Genomic DNA, 24935 nt, shown 5'->3' on the forward strand with positions numbered 1-24935 from the left:
ACTTTTATGCCAAAAAAAACAGCTAAGCGCCCTTCTTTATTTAAGTCATTTAAGCAAAGTGTATTTAATAAGTTATTAAAAAATAAACATTTAAAAAACTCAATTACACTTGAACACAGAACAATTTATGTATTGCCATCATCCCTTGGTTGGTATTTTATAGTTGTAGCTATTTTAAACTTTGTGATGGGCATTAATTATCAAAATAATTTAATTTTAATAATGTCTTATCTTATGTTTGTGGTAATGATTATTGCTGTATTAATGGGCTACAGTAACGCTAAAGGCTTAACAGTTAAATTTAAAGATGCATTTAACAGCTACGCTCCTCAAAAACCGAGTATTATATTTGAATTACAAAGCCCTTCTGTTACCCAATCTATTAATTTAACATATCAAGGTAGTGAGCAAACTCACAAACATACCGGCCAAGTTGATAGTAAACCTCAGTTACTTACACTCAACTTACCCTACAGCTCACGCGGTAAGTACTCAGTGCAACGTATTAAAATAGCGAGTAACTATCCCTTTGGTTTGATAACTGTTTGGAGCTACATTCAATTACAACAAGATGTATTTGTATACCCGTCGCTTGAACAGGTTCACTGTGACGCGCATGTTTCTATGCTTGATGAGCAAGCCGATAAAGGTATTTCTACACAATCTGGTAGCGAAGAGTTTGAGTCTCTTATCCCACACTTACCTGAGATGGGCTTGCAAAGAGTGTCGTGGAAGCATTACGCAAAAACACAGCAGTTGTTAGTTAAAGAGTTTGTAGACTTTAAAACAGCGAATGCGCTCTTCGATTTTACGTTAATGAATGGAGATACAGAACAACGGTTAACCCAGTTATGCTTTTTAGTGTGTGAAGCAACCGAGAAAAACACCCCTTTTATGTTAAAGCTACCGAATAAAACAATAAATACAAATACCGGACAGCAACATAAGCAGCAATGCTTAGAATTCTTATGCTCATTTAATGGTGATGTGTAATGGACATACTTAAAAACGAAAAAGTAATAAATTATTCGCTGTCTTTTATATATGCATGTTTGATTGTATTTTTTGTATCACATTTACCGCTTGTTTTTGTTGGTGTACTTTCACTTATTTGTGCATGGAACTTTTACATAACGCTGAGTAATAAACCAAAGCCAAATGCTTGGCTGGCAAATATACTCGCAGGTGTGTCACTCGGTTTAATGCTCTACACAGTAGGCATGTCGGATACGGTTATTTTATTTGTGGCCATGCTGCTACTTGCTAGTTTATTTAAGCTGCTACAGGCTAAAACCAAAAAACACTATCATGTAATTACAACGCTTACGTTTTTTTCACTCTCATCTGTGTATTTATTTAACCAAAGCATTTTAACGACTTTAACTGTTAGTAGTTTATACATATTAAACTTTGCAGTACTTGGCTTACTCGAGTCCAAACATAATTTAAAAATAGCCTCTAAACAAAGCGGTAAACTGCTACTTTTAGCGCTTCCTTTAGCTATATTTTTACTGCTTTTTTTGCCAAAAATGCCCGCCTTTTGGCAGCTTCCTGGGCCTAAGCTTGCTAAAACAGGGCTTTCTGAACAAGTCGATCCATTCGATATTGCAAAGCTTTCAAACTCAGATGAACTTGTGTTTAGAGCTAAATTTAACGAAGAAAAACCTGTAGCGCCTTATTATTGGCGAGCAATAGTCCATGATGAGTTTAATGGTAATGCGTGGCTTACGTCTGACTTTTTAAAATATAATAATGTAAAAACAAATACGCAGAGCGAAAATGATGAGCAACTTATTGCAAGCTACTCAGTTATTACAGAGCCTGCTACACAAAAATGGCTCTATGGTTTAGCGTATTCCAGTAGTAACTCACCAAATGTTGAAGGTAATTCGCTAGGTTTATTACGTAAAAAAAGTCGCCAAGCTAAAAACTTACAATACGATGTAAATAGCTTTAACTTCACAGCTTTACCGCTTGGCGAATTTGAAGAAAAACGCTACAAATACCTCGCTTATAAAAAGAATGTAAAAACATCATCACTTGCTAAAACTTTAAAGCAAAATACACACTCTGATCGCGATTTTTATAACCGCTTATTACAATACTTTGCAGGTACGGGATTTACTTACACGCTAACTCCTACACCTATGAGCGGTGATAATACAATTGACCAATTTTTATTTGAAAACCAACGTGGCTTTTGTGGCCACTATGCCAGTGCCGCCGCGTACATTTTTAGAACCGCAGGTATACCCGCTCGACTAGTAAGTGGCTATTTAGGCGGTGAATTAAACCAAGATAATAATACGCTCACTGTTCGCCAATACGACGCACATGCATGGGTAGAAGTATATCTACAAAACGAAGGTTGGGTTATTTTTGATGCAACCGCTGTTGTCGCACCCGAGCGTTTAAATGGCTCACTTTCGCAAAACGAAGAGCTGAATGACGAATTTAAAAGTAACCTTGATTTTGGTTTAGTGAGTTTAAGTAGTTTCCCCGCTATTAATTGGTTAAGGTTGGAACTTGAAAACCTCGATTATCAATGGTCTAGCTGGGTACTTGGTTTTGACGAAGAAAAACAAAATGATTTTTTAAAATCAATTTTTGGTAGTAAAAATATTTGGCTTGTACCATTAATAGTTTTACTAACAGCTGGTTTTTGTTTTATAGGTTATTTTATTTATTTAAACTTGCCAAAACGCCCGTCTAAATTAGCGCCTATGGTTAAAGAGTTTTATGAAGTAAAAGCATGGGCTAAAAAACAAAAAATAAATACACCCGATAATTTAACACCGAGTCAGCAGTTAGACTTTTTTGCTGATCAACTTCCTCGTTCTGCACAATCTATAAACACTTTTAGGCAGTTATTTAACCAAGTACGCTATGGTAAAAAACCTTTTACGAAAGAGCGTAAAACTCAGGCTAAAGATCTGATAAAATTAATTAAAATTTCCAAATAGAGAATACTATGAATGCTGTTGTTATAGGCGTTATTTTAATGCTCGGGCTATCTCTGGCTCGCGTTAACGTCATTGTTGCCATGATCATAAGCGCGTTAGTTGCAGGTCTTACTGCAGGCTTGGGCATAAAAGAAAGTGTTGATGCGTTTAATTCTGGCCTTTCAGCTGGAGCTGAAATTGCACTAAGTTATGCTATGCTCGGCGCGTTTGCCGTTGCTATTTCTAGGTCGGGTTTAACACGCATTCTCGCTGATAAGCTACTTGCTAAAGTAAATGCAAAAGGCAGCGGTAATGAAACATTTTTAAGTTACTTCATTTTATTAATTATTTTAGGTTGTGCAATTTCTTCGCAAAACTTAGTCCCTGTACACATAGCGTTTATTCCTATTTTGATCCCGCCGTTACTTGTTGTTTTTAATCAGTTAAGATTAGACAGGCGTGCTATAGCGTGTATTTTAACATTTGGATTAGCAACGTCTTACATGGTGCTTCCTTATGGTTTTGGGGGTATTTACTTATATTCGATTTTGCACAAAAACCTAGTTGATAACGGCCTAGACATTGTAAATACCCAAGTCCCTGTGGCGATGATAATTCCTGCATTAGGTATGTTTATTGGATTGCTTATTGCGGTATTTATTACTTACAAAAAACGCCGCGAATACACCGAGCTCCCATTAACAACTGTGAGTAAATCTGCTGAGGTAGAAAACCCTAAAAAAGTAATGATTGTGGGGCTTTTTGCAGTACTTGCCTCACTTGTTGCACAAAACCTAAGTGGCTCAATGATTTTAGGTGGCTTAGTAGGTGTAATGATATTTAGTGTTTTTGGTGTAGTTAAGTGGGAAGAAAACGGCGACGTATTTAGTAAAGGCGTTGCGATGATGGCCATGATTGGCTTTATTATGATATCGGCACAAGGTTTTGCATCGGTTATGCAAGCCACTGGCGATGTAGCAAGCTTAGTACACAGCGCAGCCGCCCTTTTTGATGGTAATAAACCTTTGGCCGCCGGTGTTATTTTGTTAGTCGGGTTATTAATTACAATGGGAATTGGCAGTTCGTTTTCAACAGTGCCTATTATTGCAACTTTGTTTGTTCCTTTATGTTTAGACCTTGGCTTTTCTGTTATGGCTACCGCTGCGCTTGTTGGTACTGCGGGCGCTTTAGGTGATGCAGGCTCTCCTGCTTCAGACTCAACGCTTGGCCCAACATCGGGTTTAAATGCCGATGGCCAGCACGACCACATTAGAGACTCTGTTATTCCAACGTTTATTCACTTTAACATACCGCTGCTGATATTTGGCTGGATTGCAGCAATGGTGCTTTAAGTAGTATTTATGTAATTGTTGATAAATGTGATTAAAAGCTAAATATAACCAAAAAGGTATGTTAAAAGCATACCTTTTTAGTATCCAAATCCAACAACTCTCCCCCCTATCAATCCCCTTCAGTTTGATTACTTTTTTAGTTAATACTCACTCTGTTGTTGAGGTTATACTTTATGAATATTTAGTATGATGTGTTCTTTTAGGTGTTTTATATAAGCACCAATTAAGGTGCTTATATAAATTTGCTTTAGCGCATATTCAAAGCTTTAAGTTAATCAAAACCATAAATCATTTTTTCGCATACTACCGGAGTCGGTCTGTGGTTATCATCAACTGCAACAAACGTAAAGCTGCCACTAATGGCTGAATGCTTGTCGTCTTTGTGCATGGTTTCTAATAATATATCTACGTCAACTTTTAAGCTGGTATTACCTACATACACTACTTTAGCTATTAACTCTGCAAAAGTACCTGCTGGTATGGCTTCTTTAAAGTCGACTCTATCAGAAGATATAGTTACCAAAGGCTTACGGCAAAAACGAGTCGCTGCTATAAATGCCACTTCATCCATCCACGCCAGTGCATCACCACCAAATAAAGTATTGTGATGATTAGTACGCCCTGGAAACACGGTTTTAGTTACCGATGTGGTTGAGTCTTCAATACGCTGAGCAATTATTGCATCGCGATTTACGTCAGTCATAATCTCTACTTTTTGTTTGCTAATGTATCTTGCATTAGTAATGCAGGATCAAGGCGTTCGCCTTTCCAGTTAAAACGCCAATCTAGGTGAGGACCCGTTACGCGTCCAGTTGCACCAATTTCAGCCACTTTGTTACCTTGCTCAATTTTATCACCCACTTTTACATCAAGCTTACTTAAGTGAATGTAAGTTGAGGTAATACCATGGCCATGATCAATAATTAATGTTCCGCCAGAGTAGTATAAATCAGGTTCAGCAAATACCACGGTACCACTAATAGGCGCGTAAACAGGAGAGCCCGTTTTATTCGCGATATCTAAGCCAAAGTGCGGACGACGAGGCTCGCCATTAAAATAGCGCTGACTACCGTAAACACCCGATATGCGCCCTTCTGCAGGCTTTAACACAGGGTCTAAAAAGTACAATAAATCAGAGTCTACTTCTCTGGCTTTTCGCACAGCAACTGCTTCACGGCTTATACGCGCACTAACTTCTTTTGGCGGAGAGACATATTTTTTAGCTACACCGGTAATTTTATCAATTTTATATTCGCGCTTTGTGATAGCTATTGGCTGTGAATGCGATTTACCATTGTTATCTACCCATTTTAAAGTATGAGTAGTTTCAGCGTCACGACCAAAACCAAATACAAAGTCACCCTTTGGTGAAAGTTTTAAGCTTTTGCCATCTAAGCTTACTGATTTAGCGTTTTCTAGCTTTCCAGTAACTAAACCGCCTTGTGTTAAATGTCCTTTTAACTCAAGCGCCATAGCACTAAAGCTAGCAGAGGCAACAAGCGCAGTTGCTAAAAGTGTTTTAAACATAACTAATCGATCCTTTTCCAACACCTTCATAAGCCGTTACTTTCACTGCTTTTTCTGGGTATTGGGCTTTAATTTGGCCAGCTACATGTTCAGCAATACATTCTACAGTGGTATCTACTGGCAAAATGTCGCAACGAGACTCACTTATAGCCATTTCAAAATAGCCTTGTGCCGATGTATAAGCAAAACATACATCACCCGCTTTGGCTGTTATGTGTTTTAAATCAGCAGCGTTAATTTGATCTTCACTGGTGGCTAAATAAATATCTTCCCACTTTTGAGACCATTCTTTTTGCAAGCGCGGCATAGAGATGCCATCTAGGCTAATACCAATTTGAGAACGATGCCCATGAATAATACGCTGGCAATTACCGTCATGCTTTTTAAGGCCATGGCTGTAATGATAGTAAAAACTTTGGCTGTGTTCAGGCTTAAGAGACAGCTCAATTTTTTCAATGTTATCTGGTAGCTTCGGTAAAATAGTCGCAATTAAAAATTCGGTAACCGATTCAACAGTTACTTCATCTGCGTTAATCATGCAATAAGCTTGATGAGGAGCGCTCATAGCTAAGTGATTATTTTCACCAAATGTACAGTCGAGTGTTTTATGCTCGTCAAATTCAGATACAGTACCATTAAGCCCTGTAGGAATTGCTAAACGGTGATCAATACACTCATCTATAATGCCTTTAATTTGCTTTTTAACTAAACCAAAGTCTAAAACCATAGACTCTTCGTTAAGTTTACCGTGCAAAGTTAAATCAACAATCCAGCTCTCGCCAACGGCGCCGCGTTTGTTACATAAGTAAGAAAAATCAATCACAGTTAGTGAGTTAACAAAAAGGATCATAAACTTCCTTTAGACTGGTTATAAGACAGCGTTAATTATAATGATTTCTGATTGTAATTGCGCGGTTTTATAGTGCAAAAACCAATCGCGTTGATTGATTGATGATTTAATATGCAATATTTTGATTTTTTAACTGCTCCGAGTTGTTTAGCGTACAAGTGTACGCTAAAGTACTTGGCAATTTCTAAGCGAAGATAAGTGTTATGGAACCTAAAAATAGCTATACAAAAGAAGAGTTGATCCTGTGTGGTCAAGGTGAAATGTTTGGTGAAGGTAACTGCCGTTTACCAAGTGACAACATGTTAATGATGGATCGCATTACCTCTATTACTGCTGATGGCGGTATTCATGGGAAAGGCGAAATTGTTGCTGAGCTTGATATTGACCCTAGCCTTTGGTTTTTCGATTGTCATTTTAAAGGCGACCCAGTAATGCCAGGTTGTTTAGGCTTAGATGCTATGTGGCAACTAGTTGGTTTTTACTTAGGTTGGTCTGGTGGCCCTGGTCTTGGCCGTGCGCTAGGTGTGGGTGAAGTTAAATTTACTGGCCAAATTTTACCAACTAATAAAAAAGTAACTTACCGCCTTGTAATGAAACGCGTAATTAAACGTAAATTGTTCATGGGCGTTGCAGATGGCACTGTAGAAGTAGATGGCCGAGTAATTTACGAAGCAAAAGATTTAAAAGTGGGCTTGTTCCAAGACACTAGCGCGTTTTAATTTTTAAATGCGTACAAAAAGGCCTCCAACGTGGAGGCCTTTTTGCTTAAATTCGATTATTGATTTTAGGTTTTGTACATGTTGCGGTTTTCAATCGCTTCACGCCAACCTCCTAACCACTCTGATTTGGGATCTACTTGTTGATAAGGGCATAGCTCTTTTGAGCGACCTGCTAAACCTGCTTTAAAACCTTGAGAATGAGCTCTTTCTAAACGATCTCTTTTCTGTCTCTTCATCGGTAATATCCTCACCTTTTTATTTGTATATTGTGTAGCATTAGTGAAATCTACATTTAATGAATAGTTAATAAAAATGTAAAATTCAAATCGTAAAAGCAATTAAATTGTTTGACTTTAACTAAGCTGCTGATGCAAAAATGAATTAACATTTAAAAAAGTAAGTGGTCATACAACATTTAATTTGACCGGTTTTATGCTAAATAAAATGCGACTCAATAATCGCTAAAAAGCACTTATGTGCTTTATTTGTGACCGACTAATATTGACTAAGTTCCAAACAAAAATGTAATCGTGACACTTTTATTTCATTAATCTTAAATTAGTAGCCCGCCCCTAACTTGAAGTATTTTTAAACAATTTAAATTTATGCTTGATTATTTAAAGTCGATCGGTCTAATATATGTACATGAACAAAAATACATCAACACCAATACGCCGTGGTCGCCCACCTAAAATAGCCAGAGAGAACGCCGATACCAAAGCGTTACTTATTCACACGGGCCTAGAAACCTTAACTGAATTTGGCTTTAGCGCCACGGGGCTCGATACTATTTTAAAAAAAGCAGCTGTACCTAAAGGCTCCTTTTATCATTACTTTAAAAGTAAAGAAGCCTACGGCATTGCCCTAGTTGATGCATACGACAGTTACTTTATTGCAAAGCTTACCCATTACCTACAGCAAGAAGATGTTCCCCCACTTGAGCGAATCGTTAATTTTACCCAAAGCGCAATTAAAGGAATGAAAAAATACGATTACAAACGTGGCTGTTTAGTAGGTAACTTAAATCAAGAGCTTAACCATTTAAGTGATGAGTTTAAAACCAGATTAATGCAAAGCTACACCGCTTGGCAAAACCATGTAGAGGTTTGCTTAAACCAAGCTAAGCAACAAGGCACTATTGCAAGCAATGTAAATACAAAATTGATGAGTGAGTACTTTTGGATTGGCTGGGAAGGTGCGGTTATGCGCGCCAAGCTCACAAAATCAAATACCCCACTTACTTTATATACAGAAATGTTTTTACGCGCATTACTAACCTAATGCGTTTTTATTTACCAATTAAAAGACGATCGGTCTAAAAGGATATCCCATGAGTAACCCAATTAAAGCCATTGTTATTAATAAAGAAGATAATAACTACAGCGCCTCATTATCGACTATCGAAAGCAGTGATTTACCAAACGAAAACGTTTCTATCGACGTGCTATACAGCACACTTAACTATAAAGATGGTTTAGCAATTACGGGTAAAGGCCCTGTTGTACGCAGTTTTCCTATGGTGCCAGGTATCGATTTAGTGGGTACGGTTACAAATTCCACCAGCGATGAATTTAAAAATGGCGATAACGTAATATTAAATGGCTTTGGTGTAGGCGAAAAACATTGGGGCGGGCTTGCTCAAAAAGCGGCACTTAATAGCGATTGGCTAATCCCCTTGCCTGCAGGTATTTCTCCAAAACAAGCGATGCAAATAGGTACAGCCGGTTATACCGCTATGCTAAGTGTTATAGCTCTTGAAAAACAAGGAATAAACCCTGAATCTGGCGAAATACTTGTAACAGGTGCCAATGGTGGCGTAGGCAGCTTTGCTATTTATTTATTAAACCAGCTTGGCTACAACGTAACAGCAGCTACGGGTCGATTAGATCAAAGTGAATATTTAAAAGAGTTAGGTGCTAAACAGGTAATTGACAGAAACGAGCTTTCAAACCCTGGTAAGCCTTTGCAAAAAGAGCGCTTTGCAGCGGCAATAGATTCAGTAGGTAGCCATACACTTGCTAATATTTGTGCATCATTAAAGTATGGGGGTGTAGTAACCGCCTGCGGACTTGCCCAAGGCATGGATTTACCTGCCTCAGTTGCCCCATTTATATTACGTGGTGTGTCACTAATAGGCATTGATAGCGTAATGCGCCCTAAAGCCGACAGAATTGAAGCGTGGGATCGTTTAGCTAAATTAGTAAACGCTGATTACTTAGATAAAATTTCGACAGAAATATCACTAGAACACGTAATTGATAACGCAGAGCTGCTTATGCAAGGCAAAATTCGCGGTCGTGTTGTAGTTAATTGTCAAAGTTAAGCTATTTACTCTGTTAAAGCCTCGTTATTAAATTTATAATGCAATTTGTATTTTAATAACGAGGCAACACCTATGAGCAACCAAGAACTTTTCAGTAATAATCCACTGCAAGGCGTTAAATTAGAACAAGTGGTTGAAGAGCTGGTTGAACAATACGGGTGGGAGCTCCTACACGCTTATTTACAACTTAACTGCTTTAAAAACAATCCTGATATAAAGTCAGCGGTTAAATTTTTACGTAAAACACAATGGGCACAAGAAAAAGTAGATAACTTTTACCTTTATCGCTTAAAAAACTTACCTAGACCTGATGATGTGCAATACGAATTACCGCCACGTGATCGCGTTATCCCAGCTGATCATAAACCTGGTGAGCCATGTGAGTTAAGTTTTAGTGATGCAAAACGTATTATGGAAAAAAAAGCATCAAAGCAACGTGCTCGTGATCGCAAACAACGCTCTAATTCTAGTAACCCTTGGGGTAACTAAACACGCTAATTTAATTTTGTAGAGCTATTTTAAATGGCTCTACAAGTCTCTTTTATTAATTTCTATTACATCCACGCCGTATAGCTAACAAATAGAAATCAATACCCTCGGTTTTTCCAAAAATCTGTTTCAGTACGCTCTACCTCTAATGCCACCTTAAAAGTTTTATCAGCAATAATTTTTCCATTTAGCTCAATCGTCATACGCCAATCACCCAACTTATTCTCTATTGGTAACCAAAGCGTGTCGCCTAAATAAAAGTTCCAATCACTGTTTTTAACGTATACGTCGCCTTCAAAGGGGTCCATTACATCACCGTCACTGTCTGGAATATCTGGATGGTATATACAATAGTGAAGCTTTTCGCCTTTACCCTTTTTAATATTTACGATTAAGCCAAACTCAACATCTACCTCAGCTATTACATTTGTTGTAAATTGCTCTATTTGTGGCAATGCTTTGCTTTCGCTATCCCACTTAGAGTAAATACCGTGACTTTGTAACGTCACTACAGGTTTTGTTTTAGCCATTAAGGTAACCTTTTATATTAGCTATTTTTGCATTAGTTTAACTTTTTGAATTTTTAAAATAAAACACAATCCAATAAAGTTAAATCTCAACTTAGCTTTAATACTTCGTCTATTTACATCATTGCTAATTTGTCATCATTGTTTACACATTATTTGCACAATTGCTGATTATTGTTTGAGTAACTTAATTGTTCAGGTAAGCAGCAATGAAACTACACGCACTTAATAATAATCGAAATAGGGTAAATGCTATAAACCTAAGCACCTTGGCTCTAGTTGTTTCATCGTTAGTTGCTTGCGGAGATGGCGAAGGCATAGTTGATACCTCAACAACTACAGATTCATCACCAACCACCTTAGATAACGGTACAGGTACGAGTAGCTCAACCCAAGGCGTGCTTTGTGAATATAGCTACAGTGAATATAACGAGTCAGTATCAGTACAGGCCACCAGCGCTGCAGATTGGTCATGCACAGGAACTACACGCGACTTAGTAGCTAATGGCATACCTGATCACGAAGTAGGTACATTCCCTAATGCCGATAACCCAAATACTATTTCTGAACAATCAGTAAATGAAAGCTACACACTTGAGCCTGTAGAAACAACACAAGCAACCATGCTTGGTGGCCCTCGTGGAACGATAGGTGTTGTACTTAACGGCATTAAAATAGACGCCGGCACAGGCGGAAGTTGCGATGATTCAGGCACCGATTGTAATTTAGGCGACAACAGCGGTAATTGGAATATAGAAGCTTTAAGCCAAGACACGTTTAGTTTTGGAACAGACGACAACAATGCACACGTACAACCCGATGGCACATACCACTATCACGGTATGCCTGAAGGCTTTGTAGCACTGCGAGGTGGTAATAACACCACTATGACTTTAATAGGCTGGGCAGCAGACGGCTTTCCCATTTATGCACGTTACGGCTATTTAGACTCAAATGATGCAACTTCAGCGCTAACCGTAATGACCGGTAGCTACCAACACATAACATCTGTAAGCGTAAACCGCCCTTCTACCGATATATACCCATTAGGTACATTTGCACAAGATTGGGAATACGTAGCAGGCTCTGGTGATTTAGATGAATGTAATGGCCGCGTTGGCGTAACACCTGAGTTTCCTGATGGGATATACCACTACTACGCAACAGACACTTACCCGTTTTTTCAACGCTGCGTTAAAGGCGAAGTTTAATTAGGAGTAAGTTATGCCTTATATAAAAAATTATCTGTTAAGTGTAACCACATTGGGCTTATTGAGCACATCAACATTAGCAAACGCGCATTTAATGGTTGCAGAGCACGGTACGCTGAATTTTGTTGATAATAACGTGTTTATTGTACTTTCAATCCCTATGTCGGCTTTTAAAGGGATTGATGAAAACAAGGATGGCAAAGTGTCAATAATTGAGTTTAACACTCATAAAAAACTAATAACTAAGCGAGTTAAAAAAAACGTTTATTTAGCGGATCATCAGTATAAATTTACTATTGACGGACTTTTGCTAAACCCAGAAGCGTCACATAAACATAAAAGCAACAACATAGATCAAGTAACCATTACTGGGCGCTACTCTTTGCCTAGTAAACTAACCAAAGTTAACTTTAACGTTAAGCTATTTAGTAACAATGAGCACAAGCAGCATTATCAAATTACAGCGACTAATAAAACGCAAAAGCTAACTCATCAATTTGAGCTATCACCAACGTCGCCCTTTAGTAAGGTGTTTAATAATTAGTAATACTTACCTAAATAATTAAGTGGCAAAGAGTACAAGTTAAACAAATTTGTGCTCTTTTTTATCTTTGTCTTCTTATTTAACACTCTTTAGTGAAGGGTTCTTTCTATAAAGATACAAGCTTGGGATTTTTAGGAAAGTAATGCTCTTGTTGCTGCACACGTAAACTAAACTCACGGGTGTTTTTATATGGCAACTTCATAAAGCCCGCAACACCCACGTCCGTAATATTTACTGCGTATTGCATAAGTTTATTTAGCAAACGTTTAAACTCAACCTCTTTGCTCGAATCGAGTAAGCGGTAGTAATGGTGAATCTTCATTCTGTCCGGCAGTGCTTCAAAAATAATACACCCCGTATGATGAATTTGGTTAAGCTCAAATACGCATTTAATAACTTTTTTAGGTAGCTGTAGTTGCTCATCAGGGTCTTTACCGTCTTCAAAGTATGAATGCGGGCGGGTTATGTCGTTTGCTTTCATGCTTACAACTTCGTATTCAAGCTCTGGTAGGCTATCAAACTTAAATGCACCGGTGCCATCTCGCTCTAACTGAATAGTTTTACGGGCATCAAACAAACAACACTTAAATAACCCTTTTTGATTAATCGCTTGCGCAAGCATCACTGTGTTATTAATCGCATCACTAAACGCATCACCCAATGATTCGTCATGCATAATTAAAGATGATTCAACAAACATTGACTCATCCTTCCAATGAAAACTAAGCCCACCTACTACAGGGTACTTAGCTAATCGGCTTATTGATGCCAAAAATGCTTTTTCGGTATCGCCTGTATCAAACAAAAACTCTTTATAATAGCGGTCAAGTTGCGCGTCGTTTATATCTAGTAATTGTTGATTCTGATCAGCCTGGCGTAAAAATTGTTTTCGTGAGCTATACACAACCGTATCTGGCTGCTCGTCGTTGCCATACCAAAAAGGGATATCTGCTTTTTTTGGTTTTTTAGCAAACTCAGGTAAATACGCTTTCGCCATAGTTGTAATGTTACGCATAAAGTAATCACCAGCACCATCACGTTGAGCTTTACTTTTAGAAAGCATACCGTCAATGACTTTAGCCAGCTCTTTTGGAAGCCCTAAGCTGCTTGCTGGGATAGCTTGTGCACCAAAGCGACATGACTGCGCCGACGCTAGCGCATACAACGTAGCGGCTACACCTTGTTCGTCAAATCGTGGGGATGATTGCTCCCCCGACATTTGCGCTTCACCAATAAAGTACACATCGCCCATACGCGCATTCGTTGTGCTTAAATCGCCCGACATTAAATCCATAAAGTTACTCGCAACAGGATTACCATCACTATCTAACTGTGCATACACAGAGCTGCCCCAATCGACTAACGACAGCGCATCAGTGTTTGCATCCCATACAAGGTTTGAAGGCTTTATATCGCCATGCACTATAGGTTGTGGGCTAATGCCATTTTTATGACTGCGTAAATCAACCAGTACATTACGAAGCCTAACCGCGAGTGCCATTATTTGCGCGGCACTAAAGCGCCCTGTTTTAAGCGATACTTTTTCAAGGTCCTCTCCAATGGCGCGTGCCATCATTAAAATCCCTTGTTTTTTAATACGTTCAAAAGCATAAAAGGTAGGCACTAACGGATTATCAATTTGCGAAAGCATATACGCTTCATCTTCTAGGCGGTCACGCACACTTTGGGCAAGAGTAATACGCGAAAACTTAAATACCCAAGGTAAGCCGTTATCGTCATCTCCTGCAAACACAAAGCCAAAAGCACCCGAGCCAATCATTTCTACATTTTTGTACCCCAGCAGTGTTAACTGCTTAATACAAATGTTAAGCCACTGACGGTGCTTTTTAGCATCGCGGTGCGAAAGCAAATAAACAGATTGCTCTTCGTTAATGTAAAAATTGCGGATTTCTTTGGCTTTCAATACGGGCTCTCTGTCTTGTTAGTGTTATAAAGTCATTTAAAGCACTCGATTATTAGTTTTATGTAATAAGATTACAATAGCGTGCGGCGTAGTTTTTAAGTTACCCATCTTTACTCACCCCTAAATAATTACAAATAACCAACAAATGTTGCATCCAATAAATTATCTAAGCCGTATTTAACATAGCTGCATTAATAACAAATACATTAGATAGGGATTTTAGTCATGAGAACATTAGCAATTTTAGCGCTAGGCACTTTGTATAGTGGTTATAGCTATGCAAACATAGAAAAGTTAACCGTTTATGGTCACAGAGATGGGCTAATTGGTGAGTCAATCAGCGCATCTAGCGGTATTATTGGTCAAGGTGAAATTCAGCAGCGCCCAATGTTAAGAAGCGCCGAAATGTTAGAGTTAATCCCAGGTATGGCGGTCACTCAACATAGCGGCTCTGGTAAAGCTAATCAGTACTTTATTAGGGGGTTTAATTTAGATCACGGCACCGACTTTGCCACCAGCATAGATGGAATGCCAATTAATATGCGCAGCCATGGCCACGGACAAGGTTACACCGACCTAAACTTTATAATCCCTGAGTCTATTTCAACTATTAACTATCAAAAAGGCTCATATAGCGCAACCCAAGGTGACTTTTCAACCGCTGGTAGTGCTCAATTTCAACTTGCTGATAACCTAAAACATCACCAAGTAGAACTCAGCATAGGAGAAGATAATTATAGACGCGCTGTTGTACTGGGATCTACTAACATTGCAACAGGTAAGCTCATTGCAGCGGCAGAATGGCAAGGCTATGACGGCCCATGGGATGATATAAACGAAGATGTAAATAAAAAAAATGCCCTACTGCGCTATGTTGGTAAAGCTTTTGATGGTGACTTATCAATAAGTGCCATGGCGTACGACAATACATGGAATTCAGCAGATCAAATTCCACAGCGCGCTATATCACAAAATTTAATTACTCAATTAGGCTCTCTTGACACCACACTTGGTGGCAGCTCTAGCCGTTATAGTTTATCTAGTAACTGGCAAGGTGAGCATATTAAAGCCAGCATTTATGCCATAAATTACGATTTAACTTTGTATTCAAACTTTAGTTATTTTTTAAATGATCCTATTAATGGCGATCAGTTTAATCAGCAAGATAGCCGAAATATTTATGGAACAGATATAAGCTACCAGTTTGAAACCAAAACATCAGATATAAACATACAACATACCGTAGGTATTGAGCTTCGCCACGACGACATAGATAACGTAGGGCTTTATAACACACAAGCAAGAGAGCGACTTAGTACGGTTAGGCAAGATGAACTAAAGCAAACTAGCTACTCAAGCTTTTGGGAGTCCAAACTTTTACTTACTCCAAAACTTGAAGCAACCGTTGGCGTTAGGTACGACTATTTTGATACAAACGTGACTAGTATTACCGCCGTAAATTCAGGAAAAGCAAAGGATGATTTAGTAAGTTTTAAAGGGAGTTTAAATTACCGTTTTACAAATTTAGTAGCTGCATATGCTAATTGGGGACAATCTTTTCATTCAAATGATGCGCGCGGATCTACTATTAATATTGACCCTGTTACCGGTGAGCAAGCAGAGCAAGTTGACTTATTAGTTAAAAGTGAAGGCGCTGAAATAGGCGTCCGATTTGCTGATGAGCAAAAGTTTAATCTATCAGCTGCACTTTGGTGGCTAACACTCGACTCAGAGCTTTTATTTGTTGGCGATGCGGGTAACACAGAACCAAGTGATGCATCTAAGCGTTACGGATTAGAAATAAGCGCTTATTATTGGATTAACGACAGCTTTAGTATCGACGCAGAAGCATCGTTCACGCATTCTCGTTTAGATATTAATGACAATAATGATTATATAGAAGGTGCTGTTCCGGTTGTTGCAAGTACAGGTTTAAATTGGCACTTAAGTGAGCAATGGCAGTCATCAGTTAGAGTTCGCCATATTGGCAAACGTACATTAACTAGCGATGGTAACGAGCGTTCAGAGCCCTTAACAGTAGTAAATAGCGCAATTAGCTATGAGCAGACTCACTGGAAAGTAAACTTTGAATTACTTAACTTATTTAATAGCACCGACCACGATATAGATTACTATTATGCATCGCGTTTACCTGGCGAATCAGCACAAGGCGTTGAAGACAACCACTTTCATCCAATAGAGCCACGAACAGCTCGATTAAGTGTAAGTTTATTATTTTAGTATTCATTGAGATTTACAGGGGTACTGTATATAAAAACAGTACGGCTGTAAAACATACCCTTAGCCAATAAGTATCTTAGTAATTAATCCGATGCCTCAACAAGCTGGCTGATGTTACTCAACAATGCGAAGTTGATTTATTGAGTTAACAGCAACATGTGTTTGATAGTAATATTTATTGGTTTTTCTGCCTTTACTTAAAAAATCGATAGTTACCCGCTTCGCTTCACCTGTTACTTCAATTGTTTTACCAATAAAAAATGTGTTGGCTGATTGTCCGTATTTTTCTGTGAGTTTAGCAGCTACGTTTGAATCAATTGAAATTGTAATAGCACGTCGATCACGATAGTCAGCTTCGGTATTTAAAAATACGTCACCTTACTGAGAGCCTGTAGTTTTAATATAAAACTTAAATGTACCGCTAACACCTTGTGGCGCGCTCTGCTCCGAAAGAGCTATTAAATTCATATTAGCAGTAGTCCCTTCGCCTAGCGCCGGTAAGTTTTGTACAGAGCTGCAAGCACTAAGTGTTAATACACTTAAAAGAGTAAGGTATTTCAAGATATAACATCCTTTTTTATAAGTAGATGTTAATAGTAACATTTATATATTTTAAGTTTCTATAAAAGAAACAAATTTAGCCCAATCAAGGGCTAAATTTGTTATATTTTAAAAGTATTCGTTATGGGGCATTTCGCTGCGATGGATTTGATTTAAAGCTTTTTAGCATCTGCTCAGGATCTTCAACGCCACTCTGATTTTTAGCCGCTTGCGCCCACCAAACCAATTGCCCAAAAGTACGGTGAAAATAATTAAACCACGATGACTGCTCTTCACCAACTTGCACAGATCCATTATCATTAAATACTTCTTGCGCTTTTGGAACATGGATCATTGCAGATACAGGCAAACAGCCAAGCTCTGATAAAAACGAGCGCATACTAATTGCCGCTCTGAGTCCACCCCACTGCCCAGCAGAGTAAGTAACAATAGCACTGGGCTTATATGAAAATAGTGAGCTACCAAAGTGATTAAGTAAGTCAGCGAGAGCTGGGCTCATACTGTGATTATATTCAGGGCTAACCATTACATATCCATCAGCCGCTTTAATTTTATCAGCTAAAGTATTTAGCATTGAAGGCGCCTTACCTTGAGCATAGGCAAAATGTGGTTTAAAAACTTGATCACTTGGGTAATCAAGTGCATCTATAAGCTCAAACTCATGTTCGGAGAATTGCTCGTTTAAGCACTCCATGCAGGCTTTAGACACTCTCTCACCTAAGCGAGCAGGTTTTGGTGGCGTGCTGTTACGCACTGTCCCTAAAAACACTAAAAACTTCATATGTAATCCTCATATGTATTTGAATAACATCTAAACACTAACACTTTTAGCTTATGTGTATTACACATATCCGTTTTTATTAATTTTGAACACTAATAATTAAATTTAAAACTGCGCTTTAGCAACCACACACTGTTAAAGGTTTTTTATCATGTGCTTATTTTGTCGTTCTCCATACTTTTTGCACATTTAGCCAGTAATATGCCACAGTATAAGTACACCAAAACCTATACTGAAAAGGATACAAGTAATGGGCTCAAATAATTACAGCGCGTTTGCAATCATTATTACCGCAACAGTTTTAACTCTAAGTGGCTGCGACGACTCACCAACTAATAAAAATACTAAGCAAGTTAGTAGCTCCCTTAGTGAAGTACAAAAAACGAATCAAACAATAAATTTATCTATGTTTAAAAAAGGGGCCTTTTTATCTGAGCCTAACATTGTTGATTGCGAAACGGCGCAAGGAACTAAAACTAAGTGTTATGAGTTAATTACATCAGGCGCACCTGCAGGTAGAGAGCCGGGTCCATTTTGCCCGCGCACATCGACCGATGGCGCTGATGTAACTGGCAGTTGGTTTAGTAAAGTAAAGAAGGTACTGGTGATTTAGTTGATTTAACAGGCCAATTTGTCCTAAAGCTTGATGAATACTACGGCGATGAAAAGTGGGTACTTTACGACACTAAAACAAATGAAATTAGATATACAGCTACAAAAGAGTCTTGCGCTGGTGCAGCTCGCCCTGATGTTGAAGAGCAATATAAACAAAATTGTATTGAGTGTGAACTTTCGTATTTAGAAGATAGTTTTTCATTAACGTATTTAATTCCTGTTACACCTATTCCAGCATCTGATACTGGCCGATTAAGAACAGTAGGTATAGCACTAGACGGTACTGAGCTATCAGGGCCTGCTCCAATTAATGCAATTTTAGAGAGCTATACCATTGCGGCATTTGATGATTGTGGTGGCCATATAAATTTACACCAAGGTTATCACTATCACTCTACCACTGGTTGTACTGACTCAGCTGCTACAGAAGGTGGACATGCACCTCTTATAGGTTATGCAATAGACGGTTATGGTATTTATGCAATGCGTGATACAAGCGGTAAAGAAGAGTCACTTGATGAATGCCGAGGTAATACAGATGAAGTAAGGGGTTATCACTACCACGCAGCCAGTCCTAGTGAAAATATGTTTATAGGGTGCCTACATGGAGAATCAGTTAGGCCTGCAGGTGGGCCACCAGGTGATCACAACGGTCCACCGCCAGGAAATGATCCTGAAAAACATTAAAAAGGAGTTGTTATGTTTATAAAAAGTAGTTGTTTAAGCGTGTTTGGTATGGCTTTACTTGCAGCACCCACATTTTTAAATGCTCATGCAGGGCCATTAAATGGTGTTGCAGTTAAAGCCTGCGCAGATAAAGTAAAATCTCAATCATGTAAATACGAAGGCGGCCATAACGATTTATATATTGGCAGCTGCCAGTATATGGCTGATGATTTAATGTGTGTACGAAGCCAGCCGATTCAAAAAATTGATAATGGAATTTCCGCCCCTATAAAAAGCCACACTCACGAAAAAGAAAAGAGTGATTTAAAAACCAACGTTAATAAAGCTATGTAAATTTAGGGCTAATTTTTATTGATAAACTCTTAATAAGCAGCACAACCATTTTATTGTGCTGCTAACTTTTAACGATATAGATAGCTCAGACCAATACCACTCCAAAACACGTTTTTTAAGGTTTGATCACCCACAAAGCGCTCAGCATTTTTATTAATTGCCATGGTGTAGCTAGTATATGCGTATACTTCAAGCTGCTTAATAACTTTATACGACACGTTAGCTGTAAGCTTAAGGTTGTTAATACCATTATGGCCATCACTTACATAACCTGCATTAAACCCTAGCCCCGTTTGAAAATCGATATTAACAGCTTCATTTATCTCGTAGCCTTTATTTATCGTAAGCTCTATAAATGTGCCTTGAGAATCAAACGAATAATATGCGCTGCTAGTGAGCTGAAATTTATCATCGTAAAAATACGAAAAATCTAAGCTAACCTCATTGTCGTGAGCATTAGAGGTATTTTCACGCGATCTTAAATGGTTGTAACCAATAAACATATTAACGGTATTAAATAACTGAGTTGCATAAATAGCATTTAAGTTAAACTCGGTATAATCGCTATCAACACCCGTTGCAACCCACGGAATAATAGCTATTTCATTATAATTGAATTCAGTTGCGATTGAGGCAATACCTTTACCCGCTAAATTGTCACGGCCCTCACTTACATATCGACTTTCCCAAAGTGGATGCACATGAAAATCAAAACCGTCATCAACATAAGCTGTACTTGCCTCATCTAGCTTAATATTTCCGCCAACACCTAATTCAGGCTCAAGTGCATGAACGTCTTGGGCCTGCACTTTAGCTAAAAGAGATGCACAAATAAGAGCTGCAAGCAAAGTACTCAATAACGTTTTATTCATTTATAGATACCTAAAGCCAAAATATATGCGCGTAAAAAATAGTCGCACATAGTATTTCGCAATATAAAAATAAGCTATCAGTATTTAATAATTTGAATTTAAAAGATCAGGAAATCTAGCATTCATACATTTTTTATTCGCCACAATTTAAGGGTACCAAATAAGTAAAATGACCCATAAATGCAGCAGATTATCGAGCTTATAATCCAAAATTGAATAGAATTCTGATGAACGATTTGGCTTGAAGTTAAAAAAGGAATGATTAAACCCGCAATACCTCGTATTAAATACACTGCGGTTATTAATACGAGTGCAGTTTTTAAAAATGGAAGTTTTAAAATGGCGCCTGCACCAGAGAGCGCATAAAAGCCCCAAATAGCAATAATAACTGAAATAGCTAAAGTTACATAAGTAGGATACATACTGCCCTGCTCTGCCATTTGAGCCATTTGCTCACCAGCACCCAAAAGGCGATACCAATCAGGCCCTCCAAAAACACAGGCTACATGTAAAAGTGATGCTATAAAGCTTAAAATGCCTGCTGTAAATAATGTATTATTATTCATGTAATTATAATTTAATGACTCATGTAGGCAACAAAGCCAATTAATAGCACGTAAAAGCTAAACCCGAGCACACAAATTAAATAAACATTTTTAGCTTTATTCGCCTTAAACGATACGTAATCGGTAATATCGCTTTTAAACTTACCAAAGGTGACTATTTTTAAAATAGTACAACCTGTTGAGTAAATAAAAAAACCTAAAATAGTCTCTACCATTAACCAAATAAACAGATCAAATGCAAAACTCATAACGTTCATCCAATAAACACTGTAAAAATAGCCTATCAAATATTTATTAGATTACAAACCTATTACCATCATTAAGGTGTAACAGTAAATTTCGTTAAACCTATTAACTGACCTGATTCGGTGACTACTTTTACTTGCCACTTACCAACAGAGTCTTTAGGAAAGTTTACTTTGTGTGTCCACGCTCTATAACCTAGTTCTCTCCCACCGTTTATATTTAACGTGATCCGATCAACTTCCTTTTTATTATGAAGCCACACATGAAATATTTTTTCATTTAAGCCTCTTGGTGCTTTAACAGCGGTCCAACTATATAAACCTTGATGATGCAGTGTATAGGAGTCTAACTGTTTAATACTCCCTACTGGCTTTTTATGTTGTAAATCAACTTCATGAGCTAACGTAATATCGGTTAAGCGCAGCGCAGCAGGAGGCACATAGCTTCTTAACTGCCACACAGCAGTGCTCAAAGCACATAAAATCAATACAAGAATAGGAAAACGCCACCAGCGTGCATTAGGCATTAAATTGTTTAAACTCGGTAGAGTAACCACTACAGCCGTTACAAGGGCTGCAGCTAAACTTTGGCTCGTTGTAAGGTTTAACAAAATAGGTAAGGTAACAAGTAAAACAACGAATAAAGCAAAGTTATGAAACACACTAAATAACGTTCGGTTTTTAGCAAGCTTCTTATAATAAAAGGGGTCGATCACCGATATAACCGCACATAACACAATGAGGGAGGTAAAAAATGCTTGAGGATGGTCCCACTGCGTAACCGCTAAAAAAAACGGCAAAGCAAAAAATAGGCTTTCTTGTTGCACCATTTGTAGAGCAAAACGCATTACATTAGGAGATACAGCCACACCAAATTTTTCTTCTACTTTGTCACGCAGCCAATTATCAATAATTAGCCACAACCAACTAATAAGTAAAAATATCGCAATAACTTGCGAAAAAGACTCTTTTCTATCTACAAGTGCAAAGCTGGCAACGCCCGACAAAAACGCCAACACAGCCAATAATCCAGGCCGCTTTTGCATCGCGCTTATAAATTTAGAGATTATATTTTTACAGTAATCCATGTATGAGTGTTTCCGTACGGGTACGTACTTTATTATTTTTATTCAGAGTATGATTAGTTTAACCAAGTTTAAATGAACAACAGATAGACGGATGGATTTAAACGCGCCATTTAACAGTACATCAAACTAACCATTTTTAATTAAATAAAAGCTCGGCATAGCGCGTCATTGGTACGTTTATTAATTTTTGTAACGCGTAAGCTTTAGCAAGTAATTCATCCTCACTAAGTACTGGCATTTTATTGTTAAAAGCAAAAACAATTTTATTGCCGCCTTCAATAATAAAACTAAAAATCTGTCCTGCAAATTCTTTATCAAGTAGTTGATCGAACGTTTCTCTTTGCCCAACTTTGGTATGGCAAATATTAAGTACTAAAACACCATCAAAAGTGAGCGCATTTTTACAATCACGTAAGTAGGATGATTGCACCTGATCTGATTCCATCCCTTCTGAGCTATATAAATCAGAAAAAATAACATCCGTTTTTATCTGCGTTTTTTTCATGTAGTTTGCCGCATCATCAATGTGAATAAACAAACGTTCTGACACAGGCAGTTCAAAATATTTTATAGCCATATCAGCCACGGCTTTACGGTATTCAACGGTATGTATAGTTAGTGCAGGAAACGCATGATAAAGACTTTTTGCTATAGAGCCCGCCCCAAGTCCCATTATCATCGCGGTTTTTAAATTTGGTATAAAAAAAAGCGCAGCCATCATAGCTTGCGTATAAGCTAAGCTTAACCCGTTAATATTATTTAACTTAATACAGCTTTGATAAATTTTTCCGTCAAAGCTGAGAATAAGATTCTTTTTTGTTTGATATACATAAACAGGGCCATGCTCATCAATAGTTGATGCAATACAAGTGCCTTTGATATCCACGAATACTCAATAGGTGAGGTGATGAAAAACGAGTATAACTTACTTAACGTACTGCCATGGCTATTAATATGATTTATAGCCTTTTATTAATTTACAGGCATTTATATACGTACTCAGAAAAGTCGGTTTATCTTTTGAGATTAGATTAGCTAAGGTATCTACTTATATAGCTAGCTGGAACTTACCCGTGACGACATTTATTATAAACAGCGATGTAATATGCTAAAAACAAACTAATACACTGATATAGCTACAAAAAAACTCTTTGAATATTCCTCATGTTTAACATGAATAAAGTACACATCAACACAAAGGAAGTCTAAACGGCTAAACATCCATCCTTTATTTTTATCGATTTATGCCTTTTTTTCGCCAATTACTACGTAATCGCATCTAACAATAATGTGTAATGAATATGACTCATGTTTTATGTGAAATTAAACCGTTTTTCTTCATATGCCAATCCACGTATAAATTACTCATCCCTTAGCGCTAAACACTATTACTAACAACTTAAAGCCGCTGAATACCTAAACCAGTTAAGCCAGCTAAGTAAGTTGCAAGGCTAATAAAGCGCAGAGCATCAATCAGGTCTAAATTATAAAATTGGATATAAACACGATGAAAAAAGATTTTACATTTAATATTAAGAGCGTTTCACTCGACGAAAATTATCATCCATCAACTAATACGCGTATCACAACCAACTTTGCTAATTTAGCCAGAGGTGAATACCGCAAAGCAAACTTGCGTAACGCCTTAAACATGATTAACAACCGTTTTAATGCCCTAGCCCACTGGGATAACACCAAAGGTGAGCGTTATGCTGTAGAGCTTGAAATTGTCTCTGTTGAGATAGGTATTGAAGACGGCGGCGAAAGCTTCCCCTCTATCGAAATATTAAAAACAAATATTGTTGACCATAAAACTAATAAGCGCATTGAAGGCATTGTAGGAAACAATTTTTCATCGTATGTGCGCGACTACGACTTTAGCGTACTCCTACAAGAGCACAATAAAGGCAAGCCTCAATTTAGTATTCCTGATGACTTTGGAGTTTTACATGGCAAGCTATTTCAGTCATTCGTAAATTCGGATACATACAAACAAAACTTTAAAAAACCACCGGTTATATGCCTAAGTGTGTCAGATAACAAAACCTACAACCGCACTGAAAACCAACACCCGGTACTTGGCGTTGAATACGAACCAAATGAATCGTCTTTAACCGAGCAATACTTCAAAAAAATGGGCTTACGGGTACGTTATTTTATGCCACCAAATAGTGCCGCGCCTTTAGCATTGTTTTTCTTTGGTGATTTACTTAATGATTACAGCAATCTTGAGCTTATAAGCACCATTAGTACGATGGAAACGTTCCAAAAAATCTACAGACCAGAGATTTATAATGCCAACGCAACAGCGGGTAAATCATATAAACCAAACTTAAAAAACTTGGATCACTCACTAACGCAAATTGTGTATGACCGAGAAGAGCGGGGCAAGTTAGCCAGTGAGCAAGGCAAGTTTGCACAAGAGCATTTTATCAAGCCGTACCAAACGGTCCTTGAGCAATTCTCTACTAGCTATCTGTCATAACAACTAATGGTAACAACCAGTAATAACGCGCTTAACGCTACGTTTAATAATTA

27 protein-coding genes and 1 pseudogene are annotated in these 24935 nt (G+C 37.9%); 15 read left to right on the forward strand and 13 right to left on the reverse strand.

Going from position 1 to position 24935, the window contains the following annotated elements; translation table 11 throughout:
• The first annotated feature begins 6 nt into the window (after positions 1-6).
• From H5160_RS00860 to H5160_RS00870, 3 genes are read left to right on the forward strand one after another with little or no spacing between them, the layout of a single operon-like run.
• A complete protein-coding gene (locus tag H5160_RS00860; protein WP_182736405.1) occupies positions 7-993 on the forward strand; it encodes a DUF58 domain-containing protein in 987 nt (328 codons plus the stop codon).
• On the forward strand, positions 993-2963 hold the full coding sequence (locus H5160_RS00865; RefSeq protein WP_182736406.1) for a DUF3488 and transglutaminase-like domain-containing protein: 1971 nt from the start codon (positions 993-995) through the stop codon (positions 2961-2963). Before H5160_RS00860 ends, H5160_RS00865 begins: the two co-directional genes overlap by 1 nt.
• 8 nt (positions 2964-2971) lie before the next feature.
• Complete coding sequence (locus tag H5160_RS00870; RefSeq protein WP_182736407.1) at positions 2972-4294, forward strand: Na+/H+ antiporter family protein; 1323 nt, start codon at positions 2972-2974, stop codon at positions 4292-4294.
• Between the two features lie 271 nt (positions 4295-4565).
• Here the strand turns inward: H5160_RS00870 and H5160_RS00875 are convergent, their stop codons facing one another.
• The 3 genes from H5160_RS00875 to H5160_RS00885 are packed head-to-tail and all read right to left on the reverse strand — an operon-like array spanning position 4566 to position 6671.
• Complete coding sequence (locus H5160_RS00875; RefSeq protein ID WP_182736408.1) at positions 4566-4997, reverse strand: acyl-CoA thioesterase; 432 nt, start codon at positions 4995-4997, stop codon at positions 4566-4568.
• A gap of 5 nt (positions 4998-5002) precedes the next feature.
• Positions 5003-5821, reverse strand: a complete 819-nt coding sequence (locus H5160_RS00880) for a M23 family metallopeptidase (RefSeq protein WP_182693902.1) — start codon at positions 5819-5821, stop codon at positions 5003-5005.
• The gene (locus tag H5160_RS00885) at positions 5814-6671 is read right to left on the reverse strand and encodes a 6-carboxytetrahydropterin synthase (RefSeq protein ID WP_024595367.1); all 858 of its coding nucleotides are present in this window, start codon (positions 6669-6671) and stop codon (positions 5814-5816) included. The genes H5160_RS00880 and H5160_RS00885 overlap by 8 nt, the downstream gene beginning before the upstream one ends.
• Positions 6672-6874: 203 nt before the next feature.
• Between H5160_RS00885 and fabA the strand changes: the two genes are divergently transcribed.
• Entirely contained in the window at positions 6875-7390 is a 516-nt protein-coding gene (fabA, locus tag H5160_RS00890; protein ID WP_002960896.1) for a bifunctional 3-hydroxydecanoyl-ACP dehydratase/trans-2-decenoyl-ACP isomerase, read from the forward strand.
• A 65-nt stretch (positions 7391-7455) separates the two neighbouring features.
• Here fabA and rmf read toward each other — a convergent pair whose 3' ends face one another.
• Positions 7456-7626 carry a ribosome modulation factor gene (rmf, locus tag H5160_RS00895; protein WP_002960897.1) on the reverse strand — a complete coding sequence of 57 codons (171 nt, stop codon included), beginning with the start codon at positions 7624-7626 and terminating at the stop codon, positions 7456-7458.
• Between the two features lie 409 nt (positions 7627-8035).
• Between rmf and H5160_RS00900 the strand changes: the two genes are divergently transcribed.
• From H5160_RS00900 to H5160_RS00910, 3 genes are all read left to right on the forward strand, one after another.
• The gene (locus H5160_RS00900) at positions 8036-8671 is read left to right on the forward strand and encodes a TetR/AcrR family transcriptional regulator (protein WP_182736580.1); all 636 of its coding nucleotides are present in this window, start codon (positions 8036-8038) and stop codon (positions 8669-8671) included.
• Positions 8672-8720: 49 nt separating this feature from the next.
• A complete protein-coding gene (locus H5160_RS00905) occupies positions 8721-9713 on the forward strand; it encodes an MDR family oxidoreductase (RefSeq protein ID WP_182736409.1) in 993 nt (330 codons plus the stop codon).
• 72 nt (positions 9714-9785) lie between these two features.
• Positions 9786-10202 carry a VF530 family DNA-binding protein gene (locus H5160_RS00910; RefSeq protein ID WP_002960902.1) on the forward strand — a complete coding sequence of 139 codons (417 nt, stop codon included), beginning with the start codon at positions 9786-9788 and terminating at the stop codon, positions 10200-10202.
• A 98-nt stretch (positions 10203-10300) separates the two neighbouring features.
• Here the strand turns inward: H5160_RS00910 and H5160_RS00915 are convergent, their stop codons facing one another.
• Positions 10301-10732 (reverse strand): DUF3859 domain-containing protein, encoded by a 432-nt coding sequence (locus H5160_RS00915; RefSeq protein WP_138489047.1) that lies wholly within the window; start codon positions 10730-10732, stop codon positions 10301-10303.
• A 206-nt stretch (positions 10733-10938) separates the two neighbouring features.
• Between H5160_RS00915 and H5160_RS00920 the strand changes: the two genes are divergently transcribed.
• Both H5160_RS00920 and H5160_RS00925 read left to right on the forward strand, forming a co-directional pair.
• Positions 10939-11940, forward strand: coding sequence for a YHYH protein (locus H5160_RS00920; protein ID WP_182736411.1), 1002 nt, complete (start codon positions 10939-10941; stop codon positions 11938-11940).
• A 13-nt stretch (positions 11941-11953) separates the two neighbouring features.
• Complete coding sequence (locus H5160_RS00925) at positions 11954-12484, forward strand: hypothetical protein (RefSeq protein ID WP_182736413.1); 531 nt, start codon at positions 11954-11956, stop codon at positions 12482-12484.
• A gap of 106 nt (positions 12485-12590) precedes the next feature.
• Here H5160_RS00925 and H5160_RS00930 read toward each other — a convergent pair whose 3' ends face one another.
• Positions 12591-14408 (reverse strand): protein kinase domain-containing protein, encoded by a 1818-nt coding sequence (locus H5160_RS00930; protein ID WP_182736415.1) that lies wholly within the window; start codon positions 14406-14408, stop codon positions 12591-12593.
• 225 nt (positions 14409-14633) lie between these two features.
• Between H5160_RS00930 and H5160_RS00935 the strand changes: the two genes are divergently transcribed.
• The gene (locus tag H5160_RS00935; protein WP_182736416.1) at positions 14634-16649 is read left to right on the forward strand and encodes a TonB-dependent receptor; all 2016 of its coding nucleotides are present in this window, start codon (positions 14634-14636) and stop codon (positions 16647-16649) included.
• A gap of 378 nt (positions 16650-17027) precedes the next feature.
• On the opposite strand, the gene H5160_RS20315 is transcribed toward H5160_RS00935, so the two are convergent.
• Positions 17028-17210 (reverse strand): hypothetical protein, encoded by a 183-nt coding sequence (locus H5160_RS20315; protein ID WP_259399084.1) that lies wholly within the window; start codon positions 17208-17210, stop codon positions 17028-17030.
• Between the two features lie 121 nt (positions 17211-17331).
• The gene (locus H5160_RS00945) at positions 17332-17991 is read right to left on the reverse strand and encodes an NADPH-dependent FMN reductase (protein WP_182733511.1); all 660 of its coding nucleotides are present in this window, start codon (positions 17989-17991) and stop codon (positions 17332-17334) included.
• A gap of 250 nt (positions 17992-18241) precedes the next feature.
• Here H5160_RS00945 and H5160_RS20320 point away from each other — a divergent pair, with 250 nt between their 5' ends.
• The 4 genes and pseudogenes from H5160_RS20320 to H5160_RS00955 all read left to right on the forward strand — a co-directional run bounded on the left by H5160_RS20320 (position 18242) and on the right by H5160_RS00955 (position 19626).
• Positions 18242-18604: a hypothetical protein gene (locus tag H5160_RS20320; protein WP_259416262.1), complete on the forward strand. Its 363-nt coding sequence runs from the start codon at positions 18242-18244 to the stop codon at positions 18602-18604.
• 269 nt (positions 18605-18873) lie between these two features.
• Positions 18874-19035, forward strand: a pseudogene (locus H5160_RS20640) (hypothetical protein); the annotation flags it as partial.
• Positions 19036-19089: 54 nt separating this feature from the next.
• A complete protein-coding gene (locus tag H5160_RS20330) occupies positions 19090-19293 on the forward strand; it encodes a hypothetical protein (protein ID WP_259416264.1) in 204 nt (67 codons plus the stop codon).
• A 12-nt stretch (positions 19294-19305) separates the two neighbouring features.
• Positions 19306-19626: a hypothetical protein gene (locus tag H5160_RS00955; RefSeq protein WP_182715461.1), complete on the forward strand. Its 321-nt coding sequence runs from the start codon at positions 19306-19308 to the stop codon at positions 19624-19626.
• 68 nt (positions 19627-19694) lie between these two features.
• On the opposite strand, the gene H5160_RS00960 is transcribed toward H5160_RS00955, so the two are convergent.
• The 5 genes from H5160_RS00960 to H5160_RS00980 form a co-directional block, all read right to left on the reverse strand.
• Positions 19695-20498 (reverse strand): hypothetical protein, encoded by an 804-nt coding sequence (locus H5160_RS00960; RefSeq protein WP_182736418.1) that lies wholly within the window; start codon positions 20496-20498, stop codon positions 19695-19697.
• Positions 20499-20620: 122 nt separating this feature from the next.
• Complete coding sequence (locus H5160_RS00965; RefSeq protein ID WP_182721194.1) at positions 20621-21064, reverse strand: hypothetical protein; 444 nt, start codon at positions 21062-21064, stop codon at positions 20621-20623.
• 11 nt (positions 21065-21075) lie between these two features.
• Positions 21076-21312, reverse strand: a complete 237-nt coding sequence (locus H5160_RS00970; RefSeq protein ID WP_182711272.1) for a hypothetical protein — start codon at positions 21310-21312, stop codon at positions 21076-21078.
• 71 nt (positions 21313-21383) lie between these two features.
• On the reverse strand, positions 21384-22397 hold the full coding sequence (locus H5160_RS00975; protein ID WP_182736420.1) for a DUF5924 family protein: 1014 nt from the start codon (positions 22395-22397) through the stop codon (positions 21384-21386).
• Positions 22398-22533: 136 nt separating this feature from the next.
• Positions 22534-23283 carry a spermidine synthase gene (locus tag H5160_RS00980; RefSeq protein WP_182736421.1) on the reverse strand — a complete coding sequence of 250 codons (750 nt, stop codon included), beginning with the start codon at positions 23281-23283 and terminating at the stop codon, positions 22534-22536.
• Positions 23284-23904: 621 nt separating this feature from the next.
• Between H5160_RS00980 and H5160_RS00985 the strand changes: the two genes are divergently transcribed.
• The gene (locus H5160_RS00985; RefSeq protein WP_182736423.1) at positions 23905-24882 is read left to right on the forward strand and encodes a DUF1852 domain-containing protein; all 978 of its coding nucleotides are present in this window, start codon (positions 23905-23907) and stop codon (positions 24880-24882) included.
• Positions 24883-24935: the final 53 nt, after the last annotated feature.

The organism is Pseudoalteromonas sp. SG43-4 (assembly GCF_014164325.1).
Taxonomy (GTDB): Bacteria; Pseudomonadota; Gammaproteobacteria; order Enterobacterales; family Alteromonadaceae; genus Pseudoalteromonas; species Pseudoalteromonas distincta.